The 26,117-nt window shown below is 69.2% G+C and carries 22 protein-coding genes; 11 read left to right on the forward strand and 11 right to left on the reverse strand.

Annotated elements, in window-relative coordinates:
* The first annotated feature begins 181 nt into the window (after window positions 1-181).
* The 5 genes from ASD93_RS09805 (at window position 182) to ASD93_RS09825 (ending at window position 6,340) form a co-directional block, all read left to right on the forward strand.
* The gene (locus ASD93_RS09805) at window positions 182-1,573 is read left to right on the forward strand and encodes an NAD(P)/FAD-dependent oxidoreductase (protein ID WP_056121783.1); all 1,392 of its coding nucleotides are present in this window, start codon (window positions 182-184) and stop codon (window positions 1,571-1,573) included.
* A gap of 365 nt (window positions 1,574-1,938) precedes the next feature.
* Window positions 1,939-3,240 (forward strand): sugar ABC transporter substrate-binding protein, encoded by a 1,302-nt coding sequence (locus tag ASD93_RS09810; protein WP_200950661.1) that lies wholly within the window; start codon window positions 1,939-1,941, stop codon window positions 3,238-3,240.
* Between the two features lie 88 nt (window positions 3,241-3,328).
* Window positions 3,329-4,189 (forward strand): carbohydrate ABC transporter permease, encoded by an 861-nt coding sequence (locus tag ASD93_RS09815; protein ID WP_235566929.1) that lies wholly within the window; start codon window positions 3,329-3,331, stop codon window positions 4,187-4,189.
* A 1-nt stretch (window position 4,190) separates the two neighbouring features.
* Window positions 4,191-5,159 carry a carbohydrate ABC transporter permease gene (locus ASD93_RS09820; RefSeq protein WP_082569270.1) on the forward strand — a complete coding sequence of 323 codons (969 nt, stop codon included), beginning with the start codon at window positions 4,191-4,193 and terminating at the stop codon, window positions 5,157-5,159.
* A gap of 26 nt (window positions 5,160-5,185) precedes the next feature.
* A complete protein-coding gene (locus ASD93_RS09825) occupies window positions 5,186-6,340 on the forward strand; it encodes a glycoside hydrolase family 1 protein (RefSeq protein WP_056121791.1) in 1,155 nt (384 codons plus the stop codon).
* A gap of 159 nt (window positions 6,341-6,499) precedes the next feature.
* Here ASD93_RS09825 and ASD93_RS09830 read toward each other — a convergent pair whose 3' ends face one another.
* From ASD93_RS09830 to ASD93_RS09840, 3 genes are all read right to left on the reverse strand, one after another.
* Complete coding sequence (locus ASD93_RS09830; RefSeq protein WP_056121793.1) at window positions 6,500-7,153, reverse strand: TetR/AcrR family transcriptional regulator; 654 nt, start codon at window positions 7,151-7,153, stop codon at window positions 6,500-6,502.
* Window positions 7,150-8,697: a glucoamylase family protein gene (locus ASD93_RS09835; RefSeq protein WP_056121795.1), complete on the reverse strand. Its 1,548-nt coding sequence runs from the start codon at window positions 8,695-8,697 to the stop codon at window positions 7,150-7,152. Before ASD93_RS09835 ends, ASD93_RS09830 begins: the two co-directional genes overlap by 4 nt.
* Window positions 8,698-9,062: 365 nt before the next feature.
* Window positions 9,063-10,541: a helix-turn-helix transcriptional regulator gene (locus ASD93_RS09840; RefSeq protein WP_056121797.1), complete on the reverse strand. Its 1,479-nt coding sequence runs from the start codon at window positions 10,539-10,541 to the stop codon at window positions 9,063-9,065.
* A gap of 227 nt (window positions 10,542-10,768) precedes the next feature.
* Between ASD93_RS09840 and aceB the strand changes: the two genes are divergently transcribed.
* The 4 genes from aceB (at window position 10,769) to ASD93_RS09860 (ending at window position 15,875) form a co-directional block, all read left to right on the forward strand.
* Window positions 10,769-12,409, forward strand: coding sequence for a malate synthase A (gene aceB / locus ASD93_RS09845; RefSeq protein WP_157536979.1), 1,641 nt, complete (start codon window positions 10,769-10,771; stop codon window positions 12,407-12,409).
* Window positions 12,410-12,419: 10 nt separating this feature from the next.
* Window positions 12,420-14,015 carry an isocitrate lyase gene (locus ASD93_RS09850; protein WP_056121801.1) on the forward strand — a complete coding sequence of 532 codons (1,596 nt, stop codon included), beginning with the start codon at window positions 12,420-12,422 and terminating at the stop codon, window positions 14,013-14,015.
* Window positions 14,016-14,212: 197 nt separating this feature from the next.
* Window positions 14,213-14,548 (forward strand): YciI family protein, encoded by a 336-nt coding sequence (locus ASD93_RS09855; protein WP_056121803.1) that lies wholly within the window; start codon window positions 14,213-14,215, stop codon window positions 14,546-14,548.
* A 124-nt stretch (window positions 14,549-14,672) separates the two neighbouring features.
* Entirely contained in the window at window positions 14,673-15,875 is a 1,203-nt protein-coding gene (locus tag ASD93_RS09860; protein WP_056121804.1) for a pyridoxal phosphate-dependent aminotransferase, read from the forward strand.
* Between the two features lie 200 nt (window positions 15,876-16,075).
* On the opposite strand, the gene ASD93_RS09865 is transcribed toward ASD93_RS09860, so the two are convergent.
* From ASD93_RS09865 to ASD93_RS09900, 8 genes are all read right to left on the reverse strand, one after another.
* A complete protein-coding gene (locus ASD93_RS09865; protein ID WP_056121805.1) occupies window positions 16,076-17,212 on the reverse strand; it encodes a UDP-N-acetylmuramate dehydrogenase in 1,137 nt (378 codons plus the stop codon).
* Window positions 17,209-17,622 carry a MaoC/PaaZ C-terminal domain-containing protein gene (locus ASD93_RS09870; RefSeq protein WP_056121806.1) on the reverse strand — a complete coding sequence of 138 codons (414 nt, stop codon included), beginning with the start codon at window positions 17,620-17,622 and terminating at the stop codon, window positions 17,209-17,211. Before ASD93_RS09870 ends, ASD93_RS09865 begins: the two co-directional genes overlap by 4 nt.
* Window positions 17,619-18,068 (reverse strand): FAS1-like dehydratase domain-containing protein, encoded by a 450-nt coding sequence (locus ASD93_RS09875; RefSeq protein WP_056121808.1) that lies wholly within the window; start codon window positions 18,066-18,068, stop codon window positions 17,619-17,621. The genes ASD93_RS09870 and ASD93_RS09875 overlap by 4 nt, the downstream gene beginning before the upstream one ends.
* Window positions 18,069-18,115: 47 nt before the next feature.
* The gene (locus ASD93_RS09880) at window positions 18,116-18,910 is read right to left on the reverse strand and encodes a sulfite exporter TauE/SafE family protein (protein ID WP_056121810.1); all 795 of its coding nucleotides are present in this window, start codon (window positions 18,908-18,910) and stop codon (window positions 18,116-18,118) included.
* Window positions 18,911-18,914: 4 nt separating this feature from the next.
* Window positions 18,915-19,817 (reverse strand): DUF2510 domain-containing protein, encoded by a 903-nt coding sequence (locus ASD93_RS15920; protein WP_056121812.1) that lies wholly within the window; start codon window positions 19,815-19,817, stop codon window positions 18,915-18,917.
* Window positions 19,818-19,902: 85 nt separating this feature from the next.
* Window positions 19,903-20,904 (reverse strand): sugar phosphate isomerase/epimerase family protein, encoded by a 1,002-nt coding sequence (locus ASD93_RS09890; RefSeq protein ID WP_056121814.1) that lies wholly within the window; start codon window positions 20,902-20,904, stop codon window positions 19,903-19,905.
* Between the two features lie 25 nt (window positions 20,905-20,929).
* The gene (locus ASD93_RS09895; RefSeq protein WP_056124328.1) at window positions 20,930-22,075 is read right to left on the reverse strand and encodes a Gfo/Idh/MocA family protein; all 1,146 of its coding nucleotides are present in this window, start codon (window positions 22,073-22,075) and stop codon (window positions 20,930-20,932) included.
* A gap of 101 nt (window positions 22,076-22,176) precedes the next feature.
* Window positions 22,177-23,217 carry a substrate-binding domain-containing protein gene (locus tag ASD93_RS09900; RefSeq protein ID WP_056121815.1) on the reverse strand — a complete coding sequence of 347 codons (1,041 nt, stop codon included), beginning with the start codon at window positions 23,215-23,217 and terminating at the stop codon, window positions 22,177-22,179.
* Between the two features lie 313 nt (window positions 23,218-23,530).
* On the opposite strand from ASD93_RS09900, the gene ASD93_RS09905 reads away from it, so the two are divergent.
* Both ASD93_RS09905 and ASD93_RS09910 read left to right on the forward strand, forming a co-directional pair.
* Window positions 23,531-25,006 (forward strand): sugar ABC transporter ATP-binding protein, encoded by a 1,476-nt coding sequence (locus ASD93_RS09905; protein ID WP_056124331.1) that lies wholly within the window; start codon window positions 23,531-23,533, stop codon window positions 25,004-25,006.
* Complete coding sequence (locus tag ASD93_RS09910; protein ID WP_056121817.1) at window positions 25,003-26,064, forward strand: ABC transporter permease; 1,062 nt, start codon at window positions 25,003-25,005, stop codon at window positions 26,062-26,064. Before ASD93_RS09905 ends, ASD93_RS09910 begins: the two co-directional genes overlap by 4 nt.
* Window positions 26,065-26,117: the final 53 nt, after the last annotated feature.

Consider the following 26,117-nt stretch of genomic DNA (forward strand, 5'->3'; position numbering starts at 1 on the left):
GGCGCACAGGGGCGGAGTGCACAACGTCGGCAGTCCGTGACTACGTCGCGCCCAGCCCGCCTTGCCTGCCCGCGCGCGACGGGAATGCCGACGTTGCGCACACGCGGCCTGTCGCACGGCCGGGCCAGATTGGGACGGATCGTCCTCGGCCGGCAGCGCGAATCCGCGACAGGATGGGCCCATGACCGAGCCGCGCGTACCCAACGGAGACGTCTCGTGGTGGTGGCGGCAGCTCGGCGGGACGCCCGCTCCGCGTGCGCCACTCCCCGGCCCGATCGACGTCGACGTCGCGATCGTCGGCGGCGGATACACCGGCCTGTGGGCGGCGTACTACCTCAAGACCCTGCAGCCCGACCTGCGCGTGGCCATCCTCGAGCAGCGGTTCGCCGGGTTCGGGGCATCCGGACGCAACGGCGGCTGGCTGACGAACACCGTCACGGGCGGACGGGAGCGGTACGAGGCATCCCACGGGCGCGATCCCGCCGCCGCCCAGCAGCGCGCGCTCAACGAGACGGTCGACGAGGTCATCGCGGTCGCGGCCCGCGAGGGCATCGACGCCGACATCGTGAAGGGCGGCGAGTTCGGCGTCGCCCGCACGCCGTCCCAGCTGGCCAGGCTCCGCGCCGCCGTGAAGGCTGAGCAGCAATGGCCGCACACCGATGTCGTTGAGTTGGATGCCGCGTCCGCCGCCTCCCGCATCGCCGTGGACGGCGTACTCGGCGGGGTGTGGCATCCGCACTGCGCCCGCGTGCACCCGGCGAAGCTGGCCGCCGGGCTCGCCGCCGCTGTCGAGCGCCTCGGCGTGCCGATCTACGAGCAGACCCGCGTCACGGAGATCTCGTCGGGCCGCGCGATCACCGACCGGGGGATCGTGACCGCGTCGCACGTGCTGCGCGCGACCGAGGGCTTCACGGCGGATCTGCGCGGTGAGCACCGCACCTGGCTGCCGATGAACTCCTCGATGATCGTCACCGACCCCCTCCCCGGGACCGTCTGGGACACGATCGGGTGGAACGGTCGCGAGACCCTGGGCGACTTCGCCCACGTGTACATGTACGCCCAGCGCACGGCCGACGACCGCATCGCGTTCGGCGGGCGCGGAGTGCCGTACCGGTACGGCTCGCACGTCGACGAGGACGGCACCACGCAGGAGCGGACGATCGCGGCGCTCACCCGTCTGCTGCGGGACTTCTTCCCGGATGCCGCGTCCGTGCCGATCGCCCACGGCTGGGCGGGCGTCCTGGGCGTGCCCCGCGACTGGGCCGCGTCGGTCGGACACGACCGCGCGAGCGGGCTCGGCTGGGCAGGCGGCTACGTCGGGACGGGTGTCACGGCCACGAATCTCGCCGGCCGCACGCTCGCCGATCTCGTGCTGGAGCGCGACACCGGCCTGGTGCACCTGCCGTGGGTCGGGCACCGGGCCAGGAAGTGGGAGCCCGAGCCGCTACGCTGGCTCGCCGTGAACGCGATCTACGCCGCGTATCGCACAGCCGACCGGTTCGAGGCATCCGGATCCGGCACCGGCACGGCGTGGCCCGCCCACGTCGCCGACTTCGTCGCCGGGCGGCACTAGCCCGCCGCCGCCGGCCCAGGCTCGTTCGTCGCCGCCCGTGCCGTTCCGTTTGTGCGGGCGTTGGCGCGCCTGCGGGTCCGTTCGGACGCCCATTCGCCCACACAAACGGATGTCGTGCCCGGGCCCCCGGGCACCGAACGGGGCGGTGGGAGCGGCGGGCTAGCACGCGAGCGGATGCCGCACCAGGGCCTGTCCTGTGGCGCGCAGCTGGCGGCATCCTGCCGTGCATGAGGCATTTCTCATCGCTAATACCTTTCACCTGTTAGGTTTTTGGCGTAGGGTCGATCACACGGCGCGAGATGTGCCGGAACACAGCCGAGGCAGGGCCGCCGAGGGCGGCGACGACCGATGGAGGCGTCAGACCGATGACCAGAACATTCACACGCAGAACCTCGCGACTGGCCGCAGCCGGCGCCGTGACACTCGTGGGAGCGCTGCTGCTCGCAGGCTGCGGGCGCACCGACGCGCCGACGGGTGGCGGCGATGGCGGCGGAGGCGAGGCGATCGACGACTCCCCCGCGACCGGCACCGTCGAGGTGTGGGCGATGGGCAACGAGGGCGAGGTCCTCGACGAGCTCGCCGCGCAGTTCGAGGAGGAGAACCCCGACGTCCAGATCGAGGTCACCGCCGTTCCGTGGGAGAGCGCCCACGACCGCATCGCGACCGCGATCGCCGGCGGCGAGACCCCTGACATCTCCATGCTCGGCACGACGTGGGTCGGCGAGTTCGCCGCGACCGGCGCGTTCGAGCCGACGCCCGAGGGCCTGGTCGACGAGTCGTCGTTCTTCGAGGGCTCGTGGGAGACCGCGGTCGTGGACGAGGTCGCCTACGGAGTGCCCTGGTACGTCGACACCCGCGTGCTCTACTACCGCACCGACCTCGCCGAGAAGGCCGGCCTCGAGCCGCCGACGACGTGGGACGAGTACACGGCGTTCACGAAGGGCCTGCAGGAAGCCGGCGCCGAGTGGGGCGTCTCGCTCCCGCCGGGCGGCTTCGACTCGTGGCAGTACGTGACCCCGCTCGCCTGGCAGCAGGGCGGCGAGATCCTCAACGAGGACGGCACCGAGTTCACCTTCGACACTCCGGAGTGGGAGGAGGCGTTCTCCTTCTACACGAGCTTCTTCGAGGACGGCATCTCCGAGCCGCGCCGCCTCGAGGGCGGCGAGATCGAGTCCGCCTTCATCAACGGCGAGGTCGGCGCCTTCTACAGCGGTCCATTCCACGTCGGCCTGCTGCGTGAGCAGGGCGGCGAGGACTTCGCCGACAAATTCGGCGTCGCGATGGTGCCCGGCGCCGACAGCCGCACGAGCTTCACCGGCGGTGGCAACCTGGCCGTGTTCGAAGACACCGAGAACCGCGACGCGTCCTGGAAGTTCGTCCGGTGGCTGAGCCAGCCCGAGACGCAGCTCGCCTGGTACGACATCTCGACCGACCTCCCCAGCGTGCAGGCGGCGTGGGATGACCCGACGTTCGCCGAGGATCCCTACCTCAGCGTGTTCGGGGAGCAGCTGCAGGACTCGAAGGCCCCGCCGGCGATCCCCACGTGGGCTCAGGTGTCGGCCGTGATCGATCAGGAGCTCGAGAAGGCCACCCGCGGCGACACGTCGCCGGCCGACGCGGTCGCCGCGATCCAGCAGCAGGCGACGTCGATCGGGACAGGCCAGTAAGAGGCATCCCATGACCTCCCTTGCCACCCCCGCGGCCCCGCCGCGGCGCCCCGCACCTCGTGCGCGGGCGTCGCGGCGGGAGCGCCGCATGACGCGCACCGCGTGGCTGTTCGCCGCACCGTTCGTGATCCTGTTCCTGGTGTTCATGGCCGGGCCGATCGTCGGATCGTTCCTCATGAGCTTCACCGACATGACCACGCGCGACCTGCAGACGCCGTTCCAGGTGAACCTCGTCGGCTTCGACAACTACATCCGCCTGTTCCAGGACCCGCGGTTCCTGCGATCGCTGCTCAACACGTTCACCTTCGTGGTCGTGGCGGTGCCGCTCACGATCGCGCTCGCCCTCGCGGTGGCACTCGCGCTCGACAAGGGCATCCGCCGCTTCCGCACGGTGTACCGCGTCGGCTACTACGCCCCCGTGGTCACGAGCATCGTCGCCATCGCCATCGTCTGGCGGTTCATCCTCCAGCCCGACGGCCTGCTCAACGGCTTCCTGGCCGTATTCGGCATCCAGGGACCCGATTGGCTGCAGTCGACGACGTGGGCGCTGCCGTCGCTCATCATGATGGCGGTCTGGCGCAACATCGGGACGATCATGGTGATCTTCCTCGCCGCCCTGCAGGGGGTGCCGCGGGAGCACCACGAGGCCGCGATGGTCGACGGCGCGAACGCCTGGCAGCGGTTCTGGAACATCACGATCCCCGCGATGCGGCCCGCGATCCTGTTCGCGACGGTCATCACGGGAATCGGATTCCTGCAGTTCTTCGAAGAGCCGTACGTGATGACCCAGGGAGGTCCGCTCGACGCGACCCTGTCGACGGCCATGTACACGTACGACCAGTTCGGATTCGGCAACTACGCCTACGCGTCGGCGGCCAGCTACGTGCTGTTCCTCGCCATCGTGGTGCTCTCGCTGATCCAGTTCCGCCTCATCGCAAGGAAGGACTGACATGACGACCACGCCTCCTCCCCGTGCCGATGCGGCCGGCGCCGAAGCATCCCGCGCCGAGGCCGAACGGCTGGGCCCGGTCCTCGCCTCGGCATCGGTGACCGACACCGACGTCGTCGAGCCCGAGAGCCACCCCGCGGGCCGCAGGCGCCGCGGCGAGCGCCCGCGCTGGTGGCTGTACATCGTGCTCACGCTCGGCCTCATCGCCATGGTTATGCCGTTCGTGTGGATGTTCCTCGGCTCGTTCAAGTCGGATGCCGAGATCCGCCAGAACCCCACGGGCTTCCTGCCGCAGAACCCGACGGTGGAGAACTACGAGACGCTCTTCGGCCGCCTGGACTTCACGACGTTCTTCATCAACAGCGTCGTGGTGGCCGTCTTCGTCACGCTGGGCAACATCGTCTTCTGCTCGATGATCGGCTATGCGCTGGCAAAGCTGCAGTTCCGCGGCAAGAAGCTGCTGTTCGCGCTCGTCATCGGCACGCTCATGGTCCCGGGAGTCGTCACCTTCGTGCCGCTGTTCGTGCTGACGGCGAACCTCGGACTGGTGAACTCCTACCCGGGCCTCATCCTGCCGTTCCTCATCTCGCCGCTCGGCGTCTTCCTGATGCGGCAGTTCATGCTGAGTCTCCCCGACGAGCTGATCGAGGCCGCACGCATCGACGGCGCGAGCGAATGGCGTATCTTCCTGCGCGTCATCATGCCGATGTGCGGGCCGGCGGTCGCGACGCTGACGATCCTGACCTTCCTCGGGAGCTGGAACAACTTCCTGTGGCCGCTGGTCGTGGCCACGAAGGAGGACATGTATACGCTCCCCGTCGCGCTCGCCCTCTACTCGGTCAGCCAGAACGCGGCCAAGTACGGGCTCATGATGGCGGGCGCCGTCGTCGTGGTCGCGCCCATCCTGCTCGTGTTCGTGTTCCTGCAGCGCTACTTCGTGCAGGGCATCGCACTCACCGGCATCAAGTGATCTCGAACGAAAGGACCATCGAACCGATGGAGTTCCCCGAAGGATTCGTGTGGGGTGCGTCCACGGCGGCGCACCAGATCGAGGGCGGCAACGTCAACTCGGACTGGTGGGAGCGCGAGTGGGGCCGTGTTCCCGGCGCTGTGGTCGAGACGCCGTCCGGCGACGCGGCCGACAGCTACCACCGCTACGGCGAGGACATGGCGCTGCTGGCCGAGGCGGGACTCGACACCTACCGGTTCAGCATCGAGTGGGCCCGCATCGAGCCCGAGGACGGCTGGGTCTCGAACGCGGCGATCGACCACTACCGTCGCATGGTCGACACCGCGATCGGGCTCGGCCTGCGTCCCATGATCACCCTTCATCACTTCACGAACCCGATCTGGTTCGCGCGTGAGGGCGGGTGGCATTCGGATGCCGCACCCGACCGATTCGCCCGTTATGTCGAGGCTGCGCTGCCGGTACTCGAGGCCGTGGATCTCGTCTGCACCATCAACGAGCCCAACATGGTGTCCGTGCTCGCCGATCCCCAGGTCGGATTCCCCTCCATCGGCCTTCCGCCCGGCGTGCCCGCAGTGACCGATCGCCTGATCGACGCGCACAAGAGGGCCGTCGACATCGTGCGGGGGGATGGATGCCTCGCCGGCTGGTCCGTCGCGACGCAGGCCTATCAGCCGCTCGACGGCGCCGAAGAGGTGGCGGCCGAGTACGGTGCCTCGCGGGAGGACGTGTTCCTGGATGCCGCGCGCGGGGACGACTGGGTCGGCGTGCAGGCGTACACGCGCACGAGGATCGGCGCCGACGGGCCGCTGCCGATCGCGGACGACGCGGAGCGCACCCTCACCGGATGGGAGTACTTCCCGCCGGCGGTGGGTGACGGCATCCGCAATGCGTGGGCCCGCGCGGGCGTGCCCGTCTACGTCACCGAGAACGGCATGGCCACCTCGGACGACGCTCGGCGCATCGACTACACGCGCGGCGCACTGGAGGCGGTGCACTCCTGCATCGCAGACGGCATCGACGTGCGGGGATACCTGCACTGGAGCCTGCTCGACAACTACGAGTGGGGCAGCTACCGTCCCACATTCGGCCTGATCGCCTGGGATCGCGAGACGTTCGAGCGCACCCCCAAGCCCAGCCTCGCCTGGCTCGGAGAGGTCGCGCGCGCGAACGCGCTGCGCTGAGGCGGGCCGTCGCGTTTCGTCTCGCTCGCTGCGCTCCCTCGCTCAACGACCGGGAGGCGGCCGCGCCCGGCCCCGGTCGTTGAGCGAGCGCAGCGAGACGAAACGCCCCTCGCCGCTGCCCCTCCCGGTCGTTGAGCGAGCGCAGCGAGACGAAACGCGTCAGTCCTCGCGCGGGAGCAGGTAGCCGCGCACGAACTCGGCGAACAGGGCGTTCATGTCGACGCTGTCGTCGAGCAGCCATTGCAGCTGGATGCCGTCCATGACGGCGCTCACCAGACGTGCGGCGAGCGCCGGGTCGATGTCGCCGCGGATCTCGCCGTCCGCCTGCGCCGCACGCAGGATCGGCGTCGCGCCTTCGGCGCCCTGCCGGTAGCGGCGGGAGAACTCCTCGTGCGCCGGATGCTCGGCATCCGTGGCCTCGGCCGACACGGTGGCATAGAGGGAGGTGAGCCCGCGGGATTCCTGGTTGTACGCGACGACCTTCGTGGCCTGCTGGATGAGCGTGTGCTCATCGGGATCGCCGGCCGCTTCCCGGATCTTCTCGTCGCGCTGTCGGAGCACCTCGGTGAAGAGCTCTTCCTTGTTGCCGAAGTGGTGCATGAGCCCGGTGGGCGTCAGGCCGACGCGCTTGGCGATCTCGCGCAACGATCCGCTGTGGAATCCGCCGCGGGCGAAGACCACCAGCGCCTCGTCGACGATCTGCTGCCGGCGGGCCTGACCCTTCGCGTAGCTGCCTCGGGGTGCGCGCGCGGCGCGGGCCGGGGCATCCGTTTCGGACGCCCCGGCCTCACCGTCTGCCGGCTCTGGGGTCACTTGCGCGCTTTCCACTCGGAGCTGAAGACCTGCGCGGCCATCGCCGGACGCAGGCGCTTCTCCATCTCCTTGTCGACGAAGTAGCGCTTCAGCGTATCGCCGGTGAGCTCGTTGCCGATCGCCGCCATGATCATCGACTGATCGAGGGACAGGTAGCGCTCGGCGACCGTTCCGCTGCCGACGGCGACCGCGTCGTAGAACCCGCCGGGCCCGTAGGCGCCGAGGTCGTCCTCGAGGTGGCGCAGATTCGCCAGCACGCCCTTCCGGTCGTATGGCAGCGCGAGGAAGCTCGCGTGCGGCGTCACGACGCCGTCGCCGAACTCGGGATCGGGGTTGGTGCCCTCCGTGCAGCCCGGTCGATCGATGTCGACGTCGGTCTTCTCGGCGTCGGACGTGTAGCCGTCCGATCGCATGCCGGCGAGGTCGACGCCGTACTCCGCGTAGCCGCCGAACGGGTTGCTCGCGGGCGAGAAGCCCCACGCGCCGTAGCCGGCGTCGACGAGTCCGTGATGCTTCTGCACGGCGACGGTGATCGGGTGGTTGACGCGCCACGAGCGCGCTCCCCACTTCGTCTCGGGCACGAGCAGGTCGGGCATGAGCGCCTCGAACATGCTGCCGCCCCAGCTGGGAACGAACGACATGCCCGCGTAGGAGTATGCGCCCTCCCACACCTGGAATCCGGCATAGGTGCGATACGAACCCGTCGGCAGCTGCTCCTGCCACGCCCAGTCGCACCCGGGCGGCATCGTCCGGTGGGTGCCGTACAGCGCCGTCGCCGGGATCTCCCCGTTCGCGATGCCGAGGTAGGTCGCGATGCGGCTCTCGCTCACGGTCGTGTCGTAGTGGTGGCACGTGTAGAACGCGCTCTCGCCGGAGCCGTTGTACATCGGCGCCTCGACGCTGCAGCCGGGAGGGGCGACCTCCCAGAAGCCGCCCCGGTTGGTGCCGGCCGGGAGCCCGGGCGCACCCTCGGGATTGAAGTAGGCGGCGAAGTCCATCGAGTCGTAGAGCGCGTCGGCCTGGGCCGCGAGCTCCGTGTCCGCTTCGCGGACGATGCGGAGGGATGCCGCGAGCCACCCGTTGTCGACGGTGCTGAGGAACGGGTCCACGGGATCGCCCGAGTCCGGCCAGGTCGTGAGCTTCGCGCCCGTCGCGGGGTCGTACCAGTTGTAGTACATGCCGCTCGCGTCGTTGCGCTCGAGTTCCTCCAGGGTGTCGAGCGTCGTCGCCATGCGCTCGTGCGCCTCGTCGGCGCTGATGATGCCCAGATCACGGGCGGTCACCGTCGACCACAGATAGCCGCCGATGTTGGTCGGCGAGGTGTATGCGCCGACCGTCTCGAGGTCGCCGGTGACGTTGTCCGACGGCAGTCCGGTGGACTCGTCGGTCATCGCGTCGAGCGAGGCCCACGTGTCCGCTGCCCAGCGTTCGAGGTCATCCGTTCCCGGTTTGCCGTGTTCTCCCGCGGCTGCCGCAGGGGCGCCCATCCCGAGTCCCGCGGCGACGATCCCCGCCGCGGCCAGTGTGCTCAGCCATCGCTTCATTCGCGCTCTCCTCGTCGAAAGCGGCTCCGTCGGGCGGAACCGTCGGTCCGGAAAACCTAACACCTGCCAGGTATTGGCGGAACCCCGGCATCCGCTCTCTCACGGGTCTCTCACGCACCGGGCGCCCCCGCACCCACCCGCGCAGCCGCCCCGGTTTGGGGCGCCATCCGTGCCTTGGGGCGCGCACTGTGCGCCCCAACGGCCGAAGCTCGCCCCAAACCGCGAGGCGGGTCGCGCGCGCCGGGTCAGCGGGGCGCGTGGGCAGCCGCCCCGGTTTGGGGCGTCATCCGTCCCTTGGGGCGCGCACCGTGCGCCCCAACGGCCGAAGCACGCCCCAATCCGCGAGGCGCGTCGCCCGCGCCGGGTCAGCGGGGCGCGTGGGCCTCGAGGAACTCGTACACGTCGGTCGAGTCGACCCCGGGGAACGCTCCGGTCGGCAGCGTGGCGAGCAGGGTGCGCGGCGTGCGCACGTTCGGCCATGCGTTCTCGCGCCAGGATGCCTCGAGCGCGGCCGGTGCGCGACGGCAGCACGCCTCGACCGAATGCGTGGACACCCCTCGGTTCGGGGTGTCGCGGCCGAGGAACCACTTCGTGTCGTCGAACCGCACGCCGACGCTGACCGAGTGCGCACCTTCACTGGACTGCTCCACCCGGGCCGTGCACCAGTAGGTGCCGTTGCCCGTGTCGGTGTACTGGTAGTACGGATTGAAGTGGTCGTCGACGTCGAAGACGGCGCGCGAGGTCCACTTGCGACAGCACATCTGACCCTCGATCGATCCCAGACGGTCGGTCGGGAAGTTCACGTCGTCGTTCTCGTATGCCTTCGTGATCGTGCCCGATTCGTGCACCTTGAGGAAGTGCACCGGGATGCCGAGATGCACGGTCGCGAGATTGGTGAAGCGGTGCGCCGCCGTCTCGTACGACACCGAGTAGGCGTCGCGGAGGTCCTCGATCGAGATCGCCCGATCCTTCTTCGCCTCCTGTAGGAACGGCACCACATGGGTCTCGGGGATCAGGAGCGCGCCCGTGAGGTAGTTCGTCTCGACGCGCTGGCGCAGGAACTCCGCATAAGAGGTCGGCTCGCGATGGCCGAGGATGCGGCTCGACAGGGCCTGGAGCACCGCGGTTCGCGGGTCGCCCTTGATGGTCAGCCTGCTCGAGAGGTAGAGCCGCCCGTTCTTGATGTCGGCGACGCTGCGGGTCGTGTTCGGGAGATCTGGCACGTAGTGCAGCGTGAATCCGAGGTGTGCGGCGATGTCGGATGCCGTGCGCTGCGTGAGCGGTCCGCCGGGGTGGTCGACGGCCTGGAGGATCGCATGGGCGTGCCCCTCGAGCTCGGCGAAGTAGTTGTTCTGCGTGCGCATGAGTCGCCGCAGCGCGACGTTCGCCCGACGCGCCTCTTCGGGTGTTGCGGCCCGCTCGTCGCGGAGCCGTTCGATCTCGGCCTGCAGCGAGAGCATCGCCTTGAGCGCTTCGTTCGGGACGGTCTTGCCGATGCGGAACGGCGGGATGCCGAGAGCCTGGAACGTCTGTCCCCGCATCGCCCGCTCGAGCGCGATCTCGAGAGTGGCCCGTTCGTCCAGCGGCTCCGACTCCAGGATCGCGTCGAGCGAGGATCCGAGCGCGCGGGCGATCGCCTGGAGCAGGGTGAGCTTCGGCTCGCGCCGGCCGTTCTCGATCATGGAGAGCTGGCTCGGTGCGCGATCGACGGCCGCGGCCAGCTCTTCGAGCGTCATGCCGCGGTCGGTGCGCAGCTGGCGGATGCGGCGGCCGATGGTGAGGGAGTCCACGTTCTCATCGTCGGCGACTTCCGCATGTGGGTCGCGGGTGAACGACGTCGTCATGACCCGATTCTGTCACGAAAGCAGAAATATCTCGAAACTTCACACCCGCATTGGTAGGAGACAGCGTCGAACTTCACACCAGAGTGGACACACGACCTCCCGCCGATCGGCCTAGAACGCGGATCACGGGATGCCGCTTCCTGGCCCACACGCCGGGGCGCGGCATCCCACCCCAACTCGCACTCCACAAGGAAGGCAGGGACATGACACCTGCGACCGCCACACCGATGCGCACGCGCACCGGCGCCATCCCGACCCAGACCCACGAGCCCGCGATCGAGGTCGCCGGGCGCCTCGGACCCCGCTACGACGAGATCCTCACACCGGAGGCGATCGCGTTCCTCGCCGAGCTGCACCACCGGTTCTCGGCGCGACGCCACGACCGTCTCGCCGACCGCCTGCGCCGCCGCTTCGAGATCGGCAACGGGCACGACCCGCAGTTCCGCCACGACACCCGGCACATCCGCGAGGACGCCGAGTGGCAGGTGGCGGGTGCGGGTCCGGGGCTGGAGGACCGCCGGGTCGAGATCACGGGCCCGACCGACCCGAAGATGACCATCAACGCCCTCAACTCGGGTGCCCGTGTGTGGCTGGCCGACCAGGAGGACGCGACCAGCCCCACCTGGAAGAACGTGATCGAGGGTCAGCTGTCGCTGCGCGACGCGATCCGTGGAGAGCTGTCGTTCACGAGCCCCGAGGGCAAGGAGTACCGCGTCACCGCTGAGCGCACGCCCACGATCGTGATGCGGCCGCGTGGCTGGCACCTGGTCGAGGAGCACATCCGTTTCACCGACCGCACCGGCCGCACGATGGCCGCGTCGGGCTCACTGGTGGACTTCGGCCTGTACTTCTTCCACAACGCTCAGCAGCTGATCGCGAACGGACGCGGGCCGTACTTCTACATCGCCAAGCTCGAGTCCAGCGAGGAAGCGAGGCTGTGGGACGACGTCTTCACCTTCAGCGAGCAGCGGCTCGGCATCCCGCACGGCACGATCCGCGCGACCGTGCTCATCGAGACGCTGCCGGCCGCGTTCGAGATGGAGGAGATCCTCTTCGAGTTGCGCGACCACTGTGCGGGCCTGAACGCCGGCCGCTGGGACTACATCTTCTCGATCATCAAGAACTACCGCGGCCGTGGCGCGCGCTTCGTGCTGCCCGACCGCAGCGAGGTCACGATGACGGTCCCCTTCATGCGGGCCTACACCGACCTGCTCGTGAAGACATGCCACAAGCGCGGCGCCTTCGCGATCGGCGGAATGAGCGCGTTCATCCCCAACCGGCGCGACCCCGAGGTGACCCGGCTCGCGTTCGAGAAGGTCGCGGCCGACAAGAACCGTGAGGCCGGCGACGGCTTCGACGGAACGTGGGTGGCCCACCCCGACCTCATCCCGGTCGCGATGGCCGAGTTCGACGCGGTGCTGGGCGACCGGCCCAACCAGCTCGACCGCCAGCGCCCGGAGGTCGAGGTGCAGGCGTCGCAGCTGATCGACGTGCACATCGGGCGGCCGATCACCGCTGCGGGCGTGCACGCCAATGTGTCGGTGGCGATCCGGTACCTCGAGGCGTGGCTGCGGGGCCTCGGCGCCGTGGCGATCGACAACCTGATGGAGGACGCCGCGACGGCCGAGATCAGCCGCAGCCAGGTATGGCAGTGGATCCACCAGGATCGCTCCACCGAGGACGGCACTCCGATCACGCGCGAGTACGTCGAAGGGCTGATCACGCAGGTGCTCGGCGAGGTCGACCGTCGTGACGGCGACCGCTTCGACGACGCCGCCGCGATCTTCCGCGAGGTCGCGCTGGGACAGGAGTTCCCCGCCTTCCTCACCCTGCCCGCCTACTCGCGCTACCTCATCGAAACCCAGTGAAGGACAGGAAATGACCGCCTACCAGGACGACATCGCAGCCATCCGCACCCTCACCGAGCAGCACGGCAGCCCGTGGGCCGCCATCGACCCCGAGGCGGTCGCGCGCATGCGCGCCCAGTACCGCTTCCGGACCGGGCTCGAGATCGCCCAGTACACCGCCGACATCATGCGACGGGACATGGCCGAGTACGACGCCGACTCGTCGGTCTACACCCAGTCCCTCGGTGTCTGGCACGGCTTCATCGGGCAGCAGAAGCTCATCTCGATCAAGAAGCACCTCAAGAGCACCGACAAGCGCTACCTCTACCTGTCGGGGTGGATGGTCGCCGCGCTGCGCTCCGAGTTCGGCCCGCTCCCCGATCAGTCGATGCACGAGAAGACCGCGGTTCCCGCGCTCATCGAGGAGCTCTACACGTTCCTGCGTCAGGCCGATGCCCGCGAGCTGGACCTGCTCTTCACCCAACTCGACCAGGCGCGGGGCGCCGGCGACGAGACCGCCGTCGAGTTCGTCCAGGCGCAGATCGACAGCTACGAGACCCACGTCGTGCCGATCATCGCCGACATCGATGCCGGCTTCGGCAACCCCGAGGCGACGTATCTGCTCGCGAAGAAGATGATCGAGGCGGGCGCCTGCGCCATCCAGATCGAGAACCAGGTCTCCGACGAGAAGCAGTGCGGCCACCAGGACGGCAAGGTCACCGTTCCGCACGAGGACTTCCTCGCGAAGATCAACGCGGTCCGCTACGCCTTCCTCGAGCTCGGCATCGAGAACGGCATCATCGTGGCCCGCACCGACTCGCTCGGGGCCGGCCTCACGCAGAAGCTCGCCGTCAGCCACGAGCCGGGCGATCTCGGCGACCAGTACAACGCCTTCCTCGACGTCGAAGAGATCGCAGCCGCCGATCTCGGCAACGGGGATGTCGTCATCACGCGCGACGGCAAGCTCCTGCGTCCGCGCCGCCTCCCGAGCAACCTCTACCAGTTCCGTGCCGGAACGGGCGAGGAGCGCGTCGTGCTCGACTGCGTCACGTCGCTGCGCAACGGCGCCGACCTGCTCTGGATCGAGACCGAGAAACCCCATGTGGAGCAGATCGCCCGCATGGTCGACGCGATCCGCGCGGAGGTTCCGGACGCGAAGCTCGTCTACAACAACAGCCCGTCGTTCAACTGGACGCTCAACTTCCGCCAGCAGGCGTACGACCTGCTCGCGGAGCAGGGCGCGGACGTCTCCGCGTACGACCGCAGCGACCTGATGAACGCCGAGTACGACGGCACCCCCCTGGGGCGGCTGGCCGACGAGAAGATCCGCACGTTCCAGCGCGACGGCTCCGCTCGCGCCGGGATCTTCCACCACCTCATCACCCTGCCGACCTACCACACCGCCGCGCTGTCGACGGATGATCTCGCGAAGGGGTACTTCGGCGACGAGGGCATGCTCGCGTACGTCAAGGGCGTTCAGCGCCGCGAGATCCGTGAGGGCATCGCGACCGTCAAGCATCAGAACATGGCAGGCAGCGACCTCGGCGACAACCACAAGGAGTACTTCGCGGGTGAGGCCGCTCTCAAGGCCGGCGGTCACCACAACACGATGAACCAGTTCAGCTGATCTGACGACACGGATGCCTCGGCCCGCCCTGTGCGCGGTGCCGAGGCATCCGTCATGAATCCCGAGTTGCCAAGACACGCCGACCAGGTGGCAGCCTCGACGGCGTGTCTTGGCAACTCGAAGTGCGCGTTTGTCGATCCCCTGCTGGGTTGTTCGACGTCCTGGACGTAACGTCGCTCGAAGAGAAAGGACAAGCGATGCGATTCCTGATGCTGGTGGTAGCCGACCCCGAGGTGGGCACGACCGAAGAACCCGTCCTCACGATCGAGGAGTGGTCGAACGAGACGACCGAGAGCGGGGTCAACCTCGACGGGGACCGGCTGCAGCCGCCGCAGCGTGCCAAGACCGTGCGCCGTCGCGGTGGCAAGGTCTTCGTCACGGACGGTCCGTTCGCCGAGACCCGCGAGGTGATCGCGGGCTTCGACATCCTCGAGTGCCGCGATATGGACCACGCGATCGAGGTGGCGACGCGGCATCCGATGGCGACCCACGGCGTGCTGGAACTGCGAGAGCTCTGGCCCCTCGACCTGTGACGCACGGGGCGCGGGTTCGCGAGAGTCCGCGCCCCGGTCGCGCGCCCGCGCGCACCACGGAGTGTCGCCGAGGCATGCGCAATCCGGACACTCCCGCGCGCGCTCGCGGACTACGCTCGAAGTCGTGACAGAACGCGCCCCGCTCTCCCGCAAGCTCTCCGCCATCGCCGAGTCCGCGACGCTCAAGGTCGACGCCAAGGCGAAGGCCCTCCAGGCCGCCGGTCGCCCGGTGATCTCCTACGCCGCCGGCGAGCCGGACTTCGCGACCCCGTCGTTCATCGTCGACGCCGCCGCGGCGGCGCTCACCGACCCGTCGAACTTCCGCTACACCCCTGCGGTCGGCCTCCCCGTGCTGCGCGAAGCGATCGCGGCCAAGACCCTGCGCGACTCCGGCCTCGAGGTCGACCCGTCGCAGATCATCGTGACCAACGGCGGCAAGCAGTCCGTGTACCAGGCGTTCCAGGCGGTCGTGAACCCCGGCGACGAGGTGCTCCTGCCGGCTCCCTACTGGACGACTTACCCCGAGGCCATCGCGCTCGCAGACGGCGTGCCCGTCGAGGTGTTCGCCGGCGCCGACCAGGACTACAAGGTCACGGTCGAGCAGCTCGAGGCCGCACGCACCGACCGCACGACGGCACTCGTGTTCGTGTCACCGTCGAACCCGACCGGCGCGGTCTACACGCCCGAGGAGACCCGGGCGATCGGCGAGTGGGCAGTCGAGCACGGCATCTGGATCATCTCGGACGAGATCTACCAGAACCTCGTCTACGAAGGCGTGCGCGCCGTCTCCATCGTCGAAGCGGTGCCGGATGCCGCGGCTCAGACGATCCTCGTCAACGGCGTCGCGAAGACCTACGCCATGACGGGGTGGCGCGTGGGCTGGATGGTCGGCCCCAAGGACGCCATCAAGGTCGCGGCGAACCTGCAGTCGCACCTGTGCTCGAACGTGAACAACATCGCTCAGCGCGCGGCCCTCGCGGCACTCTCGGGCCCGCAGCACGAGGCCGAGCAGATGCGGCTCGCCTTCGACCGCCGCCGGCGCCTGATCGTGTCGGAGCTGTCGAAGATCGACGGCGTCGCGGTGCCCAACCCGCTCGGCGCGTTCTACGCCTACCCCGACGTCCGCGGTCTCCTCGGGCGCGAATGGCGGGGCCAGACGCCGACCACCACCCTCGAACTGGCCGACCTCATCCTGGAGGAGGCCGAAGTGGCGGTCGTCCCCGGCGAGGCCTTCGGCCCGTCCGGATATCTGCGCCTGTCGTACGCTCTCGGCGACGATGCGCTCCTCGAGGGCGTGCAGCGCCTGCAGGAGCTCTTCGCGTCCTGACGCGCGCGTTTCGTCTAGCTCCGCTCGCTCAACGACCGATCGCGCCGAAGGTCGGCGTGACGGAAGCCTGTTGCGTCGCGCGCCTCGCCGCGTCGCGGCATCCGTTCCCCGCGTTTCGCCGCGACCGACCGGTCTTTCGGCACCTGACACCGGACGTGCGGCATGCGACGGCCGGTCGAATGTGGGACGCCGGGCCCGGGCTAGAGCTCGACGTTCACCAGCACCGGCTCGGGCTGGAGCACCAGTCCGAACTCCGCCTGAACGCGTCCCTGGATGTAGCGGGCGAGCTCGGCGAGCTCGGCCGCTTTGGCCTGGCCGCGATTCGTGAGCGCGAGGGCATGCTTCGACGACACCGCCGCGCGCGACCGAGGCAGCTTGAAGCCCTTGCTCACGCCGGCGTGCTCGATGAGCCAGGCAGCGCTCACCTTCACATCGGACTCGACCGCGGCGGGCGGCGGCACGTAACCGTCGAACGCCGACAGCGGGATCACGAGGATGGGGTCGAGATCCGGCGCCACCGGCCAGCGCGGGCAGGCGGCGGGAAGGGTTCGGGCGAAGGATGCCGACACCACCGCGTTCTGGAAGAACGACCCCGCGCTGTAGGTGTCGGGATCGTCGGCATCGAGCACCATGCCCTTGCGCGCGCGCGTGGCGAGCACGTGCTCGCGCACCCACGCGAGGGAGACGGTGTCGTCCACGCCCAGCCCGAGGGCGGAGCGCAGCTGGTCTCCGGCGATCGGACGCTGAGCGTGGCCGACCTCGGCGAGCTCGAGCGTCACCGACAGGATCACCGCGCGGCGTGCGGGCACGGAGCCGTAGTGGTGCTTCAGCGCGGAGGTGCGGAACCCGAGCCCCAGCTCGCCCACGGGCACGGTGGACACCTCGCCGGTCGACTCGTCGATCAGCTCGACCTCGACGAGGGTCTGCACGATCTCCTGACCGTACGCGCCGACGTTCTGCACCGGCGCTGCGCCGACTGTTCCTGGGATGCCGGACATGGCCTCGATCCCGGCCAGGCCCTCCGCCACGGAGTGCGCGACGAGGGCGTCCCAGTCGTGGCCCGCCTGAACCTTGAGCCGTGCGAAGCCCGGCCGGGGCGACGGCATCCGCTCGATGCCCCGCGTGAGGATGCGGATCACCGTGCCGTCGAACGGCTCGTCGCCGACGAACAGGTTCGATCCGCCACCGAGGACGAACCACGGCTCGCCGTCCGCCCAGACCTCGCGCAGGGTGGCGATGAGCTCCTCGGTCGTCGCCGCTTCGAACATGCGCGCGGGTGCGCCCCCCGTACGGAGAGTCGTCAGCCGCGAGAGCGCGACGGGTGCGACCTCGGTCATGCGGTCCGGACGCGCACCTGCGCCTTGCCGAGCACCGTCGTCCCGCCACTCGAGACGGTCAGATCGATGCGGGCCGCGCCGTCTTCGACGGCGCCGACCTTCGCGACGATCGACACCTCGGCGCCCGAAGCGGGATCGACCACGACCGGGCGGGTGAACCGCACGCCGTACTCGAGGATGCGACCCGAGTCTCCGAGCCACGGCACGATCGTCTCGACCGACAGCCCCATCGTGAGCATGCCGTGCGCGAGGACACCCGGCAGGCCGACCTCGGCGGCGACGTCGTCGCGGTAGTGGATGGGGTTGAAGTCACCGGATGCCCCGGCGTACCGCACGAGCGACTCCCGGGTGAGCTGCACGGTCCGCTCGGCGACCACGTCGCCGAGCGCAAGGTTCTCGAAGGCGCTCACCGGTCGCCCTCCCCCACCAGCAGGACGGATGTCGCGGTCACGACGTGGTCGCCCGCGGCATCCGTGATCTCCGCGTCGCTCGTGACCATCGCGTTGCCGCCGAGGGTGCGGATGCCCGTCACCGTCAGCCGTGCGCTCAGCTCGTCGCCGGCGACGATCGGTCGCGTGTAGCGGAAGCGCTGCTCGGCATGCAGCACGTTCTGCAGCACGATGCCGGAGTCCGGCTCGCCCAGGAGCTGCTGGAGCGTGAGATCCTGCACGACCATCGCGAAGGTGGGTGGTGCGACGACGTCGGCGTAGCCGAGCGCCTGCGCGGCGGCGGGATCGGTGTGCTGGGCGTCGGTCGCGAAGACGGCGCGGGCGAACTCGCGCACCTTCTCGCGGCCCACGAGGTAGGGGGGCGTCGGGGGGAATTCCCGGCCGACGATCTCGGGGTTCACTGGCACCGTGCCATCCTACCGACGGGGCGGCCACGGCCGCCGGGCACGGCCGCTCAGCGCGCGCGCCCGCGGATCGCCTTGACCGCCATCTGCGTCGCGATGAAGACGAGGAACACGGCGAAGAGCATGTTGCCCAGGAACGGATCGATGAGCGTCGCGATCCACGCACCGAGCGCCGTGGTCGTGCACGCTGCGATGCCGACCGTCGCCGCCGAGACCAGATCGACGTTGCCCCGGCGCAGGTTTCCGATCGTGCCCGAGATCGCGGTGGGGATCATCATGAGCAGCGACGTGCCCTTGGCCACCAGGTCGCTCGTGCCGAAGAGCACCACGAGCGCCGGCACGACGATGATGCCGCCGCCCACTCCGATGAGCCCGGCGACGGTGCCGGTGATGAGTCCCAGCACGACCAGTCCGAGACCGGTGAGCACCGTCAGGTCGAGGGTCGCCTCGCGCGAGGGGATCACCAGGAACAGGCTCACGATCACGATCACGAGGAACCCGACGAACGCCCACCGCAGAAAGGTGATCGACAGCCGCGGCAGCAGCCACGTGCCGAACTGGGCGCCTGCCACGGCGCCCGCCGCGAGCAGCAGAGCCGGGATCCACGCGACCGCGTCGTGCAGCGCGTACGTCACCACGCCCACGGTCGCGGTCGGCACGATCGCCGCGAGCGATGTGCCGGCGGCGAGCCGCTGGTCGAAGGCGAGGGCGAGCACGAGCAGCGGCACGATGACCGTTCCGCCGCCGACCCCGAACAGGCCCGACAGGAGCCCCGCGAGCAGGCCGATCCCTACGCACGTGAGGAAGAAGCGCGAGTCTCGTTCGCGCGGCACCGATTCCGGCACGGCCTCAGTCGTTGAGGTCGTCGAGGCCGTCGATGACCCATTCGCCGCCGGCCTCGACCACGGTGTACGCGTACTCCCACTCCTGCGGCTCGGGCTGCTCGAGCTCCCCATCCTCGCCGAACAGAGCGTTGCCGGTCTCGGTCGTCGTCACGACGATCTCGCCCTCGCCGGCTTCGATGTCCGTGACCGTGACGACGTAGTCCTCCACGCCGGCCGCGAAGTCCGATGCGTCGGTCTCGAATGCCTCGCAGTCCACGTACCCGAAGTCGGTGCGGAAGTCTTCGCTCGTCGACGCCATGTACGCATCGCAGTCCACGTTCTGCCACGCCTCGTCGTACAGCTCCACCGCGGCGACCGCGGCCTCTTCGTCGGCTCCCGACGGGGAGGCGCCGGATGCTCCGCCGTTGGACACGGCACCCAGGAGCAGCAGCGGGATGACGATCGCGGCCGCGACGACGATGCCGAGCATGAACACGCCGAGGACGACCCACAGGATCCACAGCTTCGACTTGCGCGGCTCCGTCGCCGCGACGAACGCGCCGGTCGAGGCATCCGCTCCGGGGTAGCCGCCGGGATACGCGCCCTGCGGGTGGTCTGCCACGGACGGCGGATACACCGGCGTCCCGGCGGGCGGCGGAACGCCGAAGCCCAGCGCCGTGGCCGCGTCGACCTCGGCGGCCTCCTGCGCGGCTGCGGCCTCCTGGCCGGCGGTCGGATCGACGGGAACGGCGTCGACCGCGGCCCCCGCCTCGGCCTCATTCGCCGCGACGATGTCGGCCTCTGTCGGAGCGGTGTCTCCGCCGACCTCGGGATCCGGCGCGGCGACGTGCTCCGTCCATTGAGCGCCGTCCCACCACCGCAGTGCACCGTGTCCGTCGTCGTACCAGCCGGGGGGTGTCGTCGCCATGCTCAAACCCTATCCCCGCCCGGTCGAGCGGCGTTCGCAAACGATGCGGGATGCCTCGCACGAGGCATCCCGCATCGTCGCTCGATCAGCGCGTGCTGAAGGCGGCGTCGAAGGCGGCCGCCGGCGGCGTGATGGCGTTGAGCTTCCGCACGAAGGCGAGGGCTTCGGGGGCGCCGGCGAGGCGGTCCATGCCGGCGTCTTCCCATTCCACGGAGGTCGGTCCGGTGTAGCCGATCGCGTTGAGCGCCCGGAACAGCGGCTCCCACGGCACCGCGCCGTGACCGGTGGACACGAAGGTCCAGCCGCGGCGGGGGTTGGCCCAGGACAGGTGGGAGCCGAGCACCCCGTTGCGGCCGTCGAGGTTGGTGATGGACTCCTTCACGTGCACGTGGAAGATGTGGTCGGCGAAGTCCAGCACGAACGCGACCGGGTCCAGCTGCTGCCACATGAAATGCGACGGGTCGAAGTTCAACCCGAAGGATTCGCGGTGGCCGATCGCCTCGAGGGTGCGCTTGGCGGTCCAGTAGTCGTACGCGATCTCGCTGGGGTGCACCTCGAGCCCGAACCGGACCCCGACCTCCTCGAACACGTCGAGGATGGGATGCCACCGGTCGGCGAAGTCCTGGTAGCCGGCTTCGATCCACTCGTCCGACGCCGGCGGGAACATCGCCACGGCCTTCCAGATCGACGAGCCGGTGAACCCGTTCACCTGGGTCACGCCCAGCTTCGCCGCGAAACGAGCGGTGTCCTTCATGTCCTCCGCTGCCCGCTGGCGCACCCCTTCAGGGTCGCCGTCTCCCCACACGCGGTCGGAGAGGATGTCGCGGTGGCGCTGGTCGATCGGGTCGTCGCAGACGGCCTGGCCGGTGAGGTGGTTCGAGATCGCCCACACCTTCAGGCCGTTGCGCTCGAGGATGTCCAGACGTGACTGCACGTAGGCGTCGTCGTCCCACCGGGAGACGTCGAGGTGGTCGCCCCAGCAGGCGATCTCGAGGCCGTCGTAGCCCCACTCGCCCGCGAGCCGTGCCACCTCCTCGAACGGCAGGTCGGCCCACTGGCCGGTGAACAGAGTGATCGGTCGCGTCATCGCGTCATCCTTCCTCGGAGATGGTTCAGTCGATTGTCGGGATCCACGCGCTGCCGCTGCCGGAGCTGCGCTCGACAGCCTCGAGCACGCGCTGCACATGGAGACCGTCTTCGAACGACGGCAGGGGCTGGGTTCCCTCGCCGATCGCCGTGACGAAATCGAAGACCTGGTGCGAGAAGCCGTGCTCGTAGCCCAGCATGTGGCCGGTCGGCCACCACGGGCCGACATACGGGTGGTCGCTCTCGGTCACCAGGATGCGCTGGAAGCCCAGCCCGGTGACGGGCAGAGTCGCGTCGTAGAACTCGAGTTCGTTGAGCCGCTCGAGGTCGAACGCGAGCGCGCCCTGGGATCCCGAGATTTCGATGCGGAGGGCGTTCTTGCGACCCGTGCGGAACCGCGTGGCCTCGAACGAGGCGAGGGCACCCGACTCGAGCCGGCCGGTGAACAGCGCGATGTCGTCGACGGTGACCTTGCCACGCTCGCTGGTCGCGGTTCCGGAGAGACCGGAGCCCTCGCCCAGCAGCGGGCGCTCTCCGACGATCGTCTCGATGATCCCCGACACGGTGGTCACACGCTGGCCGGTGATGTACTCGGTGAGGTCCACGGCGTGCGCGCCGATGTCGCCGAGCGCACCCGAACCGGCGCGCTCCTTCTGCATGCGCCACGTGAGCGGCGCGTCGGCGTCCATGAGCCAGTCCTGCAGGTACTCGGCGCGCACCTGGCGGATCTCGCCGATGCGACCCGAGGCCACCAGGTCACGCGCGAACGTCGTTGCCGGCACGCGCCGGTAGGTGAAGCCGACCATCGAGCGGATGCCGCGCTCGGCCGCTCTCTCGGCGGCGGCGGCCATGAGCTCGGCCTCGGCCACCGTGTTGGCGAGGGGCTTCTCGCAGAGAACGTGCTTGCCGGCCTCGAGGGCGGCGATGGCGATCTCGGCGTGCGTGTCGCCCGGGGTCACGATGTCGACCACGTCGATGTCATCGCGCGCGATCACCTCGCGCCAGTCGGTGGAGGTCTCCCGCCAGCCCCACTTGCGGGCGGCGGCCTCGGCGGCCTCCGTGTTGCGGCCGACCAGAACCGTCATCTCCGGCTCGATCGGAAGGTCGAAGAAGCGGGGCGCGACGCGCCAGCCCTGCGAGTGTGCGGCGCCCATGAAGCCGTGGCCGATCATGGCGATGCGAAGCGTCTCGGTCATCGCGGTCTCCTCTCCCTGGGGAGGTAGGGGTGCGGGGCGCCCGCCTTGCGGCGGACGCCCCGCGAGTGTCGTCTGGCTTACTCGAAGGACAGGTCGATGTACTGCTCGACGTTTTCCTTCGTGACGACGGGGGCGTCGAGCACGATGCGGTTCGGCACCGACGGGGTGATCAGGTCACCCATCGTCTTGGCCTGCGCGATGAGACGTGCCAGCGCGACACCGTCAGCGGCCTGCGTCGACGGGTAGATGACCGTAGCCTTGAGCACCGTGTCGTCGGCCTGGATGGCCTCCATCGCGGACTTGCTGCCGGCGCCGCCCATCATGAAGAACTCGTCGCGACCCGCGGCGTCGATCGCCGCGAGAACGCCGATGCCCTGGTCGTCGTCGTGGTTCCAGATCGCGTCGATCTGCGGGTTCGCCGCGAGCAGCTGCGAGGTGACTGCCTCACCGCCGGCGACGGTGAAGTCGGCGGCCACGCGGGCGTCGACCTGCAGGCCGCAGTCCTCGAGCGCGTCGGCGAAGCCCCGCGAGCGGTCCTGCGTCAGCGGCAGCGAGTCGATGCCGGCGATCTCGGCGACGAAGCCTTCGCCACCGAGCTGCTCGCAGATGTAGGTGCCGGCGCTGACGCCCATGCCGTAGTTGTCGCCGAGGATCGTGGCGCGCGCGGCGAAGGGGCTCGAGAACTCGCGGTCGACGTTGATGACCGGGATGCCCGCCTCCATCGCGGCGATCGCGGCCTCGGTGAGAGCGGCGCCATCGGTCGGCAGCAGCACGATCGCGTCGACGCCGTCGTTCACGAACGTCTCGACAGCGGCGATCTGGGCGATCGGGTCGTTGGTGCCCTCGGCCACGCGCAGCTCGACGTCGTCGAAGCTGTCGGCAGCCGCCTGAGCGCCGGAGTTGATCGCGCCGAGCCAGCCGTGGTCGGCCGCGGGGCCCGAGAAGCCGATGACGACCGTGTCGCCCGACTCCGCGTTCTCCTCGTTCGAGGTGCCCTGGTCGACGACGCTCTCTTCGTCCGCACCGCCGCCGGTGCAGCCTGCGAGCAGTCCGATCGCCGCAACGACCGCGGTTCCCGTGAGAATCAGTCGGGTGCGCGCCTTCAGGTGTGAGCGCATTGTTTTCCTCCTTGAATGTGATGCAGCTTCACAGCGTGGTGACGAGAGGGAAGCTGCCCGCACTCGAGGGATCCACGCTGACCAGCATCACCGTAGCAGAAGTGCGCGTGCATTCGGCATCTTTTGTTTTCCGCTCGTCAAAAGTAACGATTCGGCCACGAGCCTGCGGAAATCGGCCAGTTTCCGCCAGAGCATCCGCAGGTCGGTCGACGAAGCGACGCATGATTCGGGCTCGGCAAGCGGCACGCAGTCGTGTTATGTTCAGCAAGTGATCAAAGTTGACCATGAATCGGCATTACTCGAGGTCCGAGGCATAACGAAGGCCTTCGCGGGCGTCAAAGCCCTCCGCGGCGTCGACCTTCAGGTGCTTCCGGGCGAGGTGCACTGCATCCTCGGCCAGAACGGCGCAGGCAAGTCGACGCTCATCAAGACGCTCGCGGGCGTCCACCGGCCCGACGAGGGCGAGATCTCCTGGCTCGGCGAACCCGTGGTGATCCCCAATCCGGAAGCGGCGATCGAGCTCGGCATCGCGACGATGTACCAGGAACTCGACGTCGTCGACGGTCTCACGGTCGCCGAGAACATCTTCCTCGGCCATGAGATCGCGCGCGGCGGCTTCACTCGGCGCTCAGAGGCCGCGAAGCAGACCAAGGAGCTGCTGCGCCGACTCGGACATCCGAGCCTGTCCCCCCACACCGAGGTGGGCACTCTTAGCGCGGCGAACAAGCAGATCGTTTCGATGGCGCGCGCCCTCTCGCACGACATCAAGCTCATCATCATGGACGAGCCCTCCGCGGTGCTGGACACCGAGGAGGTGAAGAATCTCTTCCACGTCGTGAAGGAGCTCACCTCCGAAGGCATCGCCGTCGTCTACATCACGCACCGTCTCGAAGAGATCCGCCAGATCGGCGATCGCATCACGGTCCTCAAGGACGGCCGCACCACCGCGGTCGGACTTCCCGTCGCCGACACCCCTACGGCCGAGCTGATCCGGCTCATGACGGGTCGCGAGATCGCGAACGTCTTCCCGCCCGCCGTTCCCGTCCCCAGTGACGCAATCACGGTGCTCGAGGTCGAAGGTCTCGGAGTCAGCGGGGTGTTCGAGGATGTCTCGTTCACCGTGCGCGCCGGCGAGATCGTCGGCCTCGCGGGCCTCGTCGGATCCGGCCGGTCGGAGATTCTCGAGACGGTCTACGGCGCGCGGCGCGCCACCGCCGGTACCGTCACCGTCGCCGGCGAGAAGCTGCGACGCGGATCGGTGGTCCACGCGGTGCGGGCGGGTATCGGCCTGTCGCCGGAGGAGCGCAAGAGTCAGGGGCTCGTCCTCGACGAGCCCGTCTACTTCAACGTCACCCTCGCCTCCCTGAAGCGATTCGCGAAGGCCGGGTTCCTCGACGAGCGCGGCGCCCGCGCGGCGGCGCGCACGCAGATCGAGGCGCTCGAGCTGCGGCCCGCCGACCCCGACCGTCCCACCATCACCCTGTCGGGCGGCAACCAGCAGAAGATCCTGCTGGCGCGCTGGCTGGTCCACGGCACCCGCGTGCTGCTGCTCGACGAACCCACCCGCGGCGTCGACGTCGGCGCCCGAGCCGAGATCTACGCGCTCATCCGTGAGCTCGCCGCCGCGGGCAACGCCCTCGTCGTCGTCTCGAGCGAGATCGAGGAGGTGCTCGGTCTCGCCGACACCGTGCTCGTCGTCGCCGACGGCCGAGTTCTCGAAACCCTTCCCGCCTCCCAGATCGACGAGCACGGTGTGCTCGATCTCGTCATGAAAGGAACCGCCGCGTGAGCGAGCAGAACCCCGGGACCGCAGGCGTCCCCACCGCCAGTGAGGCACCGCCGCCCACCGGCACCACGGACACGGCCCAGCGGTCCGGCGTCCGCCGATTCATGTCCGGCTCGGTCGGCCGCAACCTCGGCCTCGTGGTCGCACTGCTGCTTCTCGTCATCGTCGGCGCGGTCACCGCGCCGGACACCTTCTTGAGTGTGAGCAACACGCTGACGATCCTGCGCCAGGCCTCGATCCTCGGCGTCGTCGCGATCGGCATGACGCTCGTGATCACGGCCGGCGGCATCGACCTCTCGGTCGGCTCGGTGCTCGGCCTCGCATCGGTGGTCGCGACGCTCGCCGCGATCCAGGACCTCGCCGATCAGCTCCACTGGGTCGTCATGATCGTGATGGCGCTCCTCGTCGGCGTCGCGGCCGGACTGATCAACGGCATCGTGATCGCCTACGGCAAGGTCGTCGCGTTCATGGCGACGCTGGCGATGCTGATCGCCGCACGCGGGCTCGCCGAGGTCCTCGCCGAGCGGCGCACGCTGCAGGTCAAGGATCGCGGCTTCATCGAGTTCATGAACCTCGACTTCATCGGCGTCGACGTGCTCATCTGGATCTTCGCCATCGTCGCGGTGATCGGCTGGATCATCCTCAACCGCACCACCTTCGGCCGTCGCACGGTCGCGATCGGCGGAAACCGCGAAGCGGCGCGCCTCGCGGGCATCAACGTGAACCGGCACACGATGTGGCTGTACGCGATCTCGGGCCTGTGCGCGGGCATCGCCGCCGTGATGTATCTCGGGCGCACCACCGCCGGCACCTCGACGCACGGCACCCTTCTCGAGCTCGACGCCATCGCGGCCGTCGTCGTCGGCGGCACGCTGCTCGTCGGCGGTCGCGGAACGATCACGGGCACCGTCTTCGGCGTGCTCATCTTCACGACACTCACCAACGTCTTCGTGCAGAACAACCTGAACTCGTCGATCCAGGCGGTCGTGAAGGGCGTCATCATCGTGGTCGCCGTGCTGCTGCAGCAGCGCTTCGCCCGGCCGACCGGACGAGCTACCTGATCGGATGCCGCGGCCCGGCGCCGGCCGACTATTGAACAATCGTCGGCGCCGGG

The organism is Microbacterium sp. Root180, from assembly GCF_001428485.1.
Classification (GTDB): Bacteria; Actinomycetota; Actinomycetes; order Actinomycetales; family Microbacteriaceae; genus Microbacterium.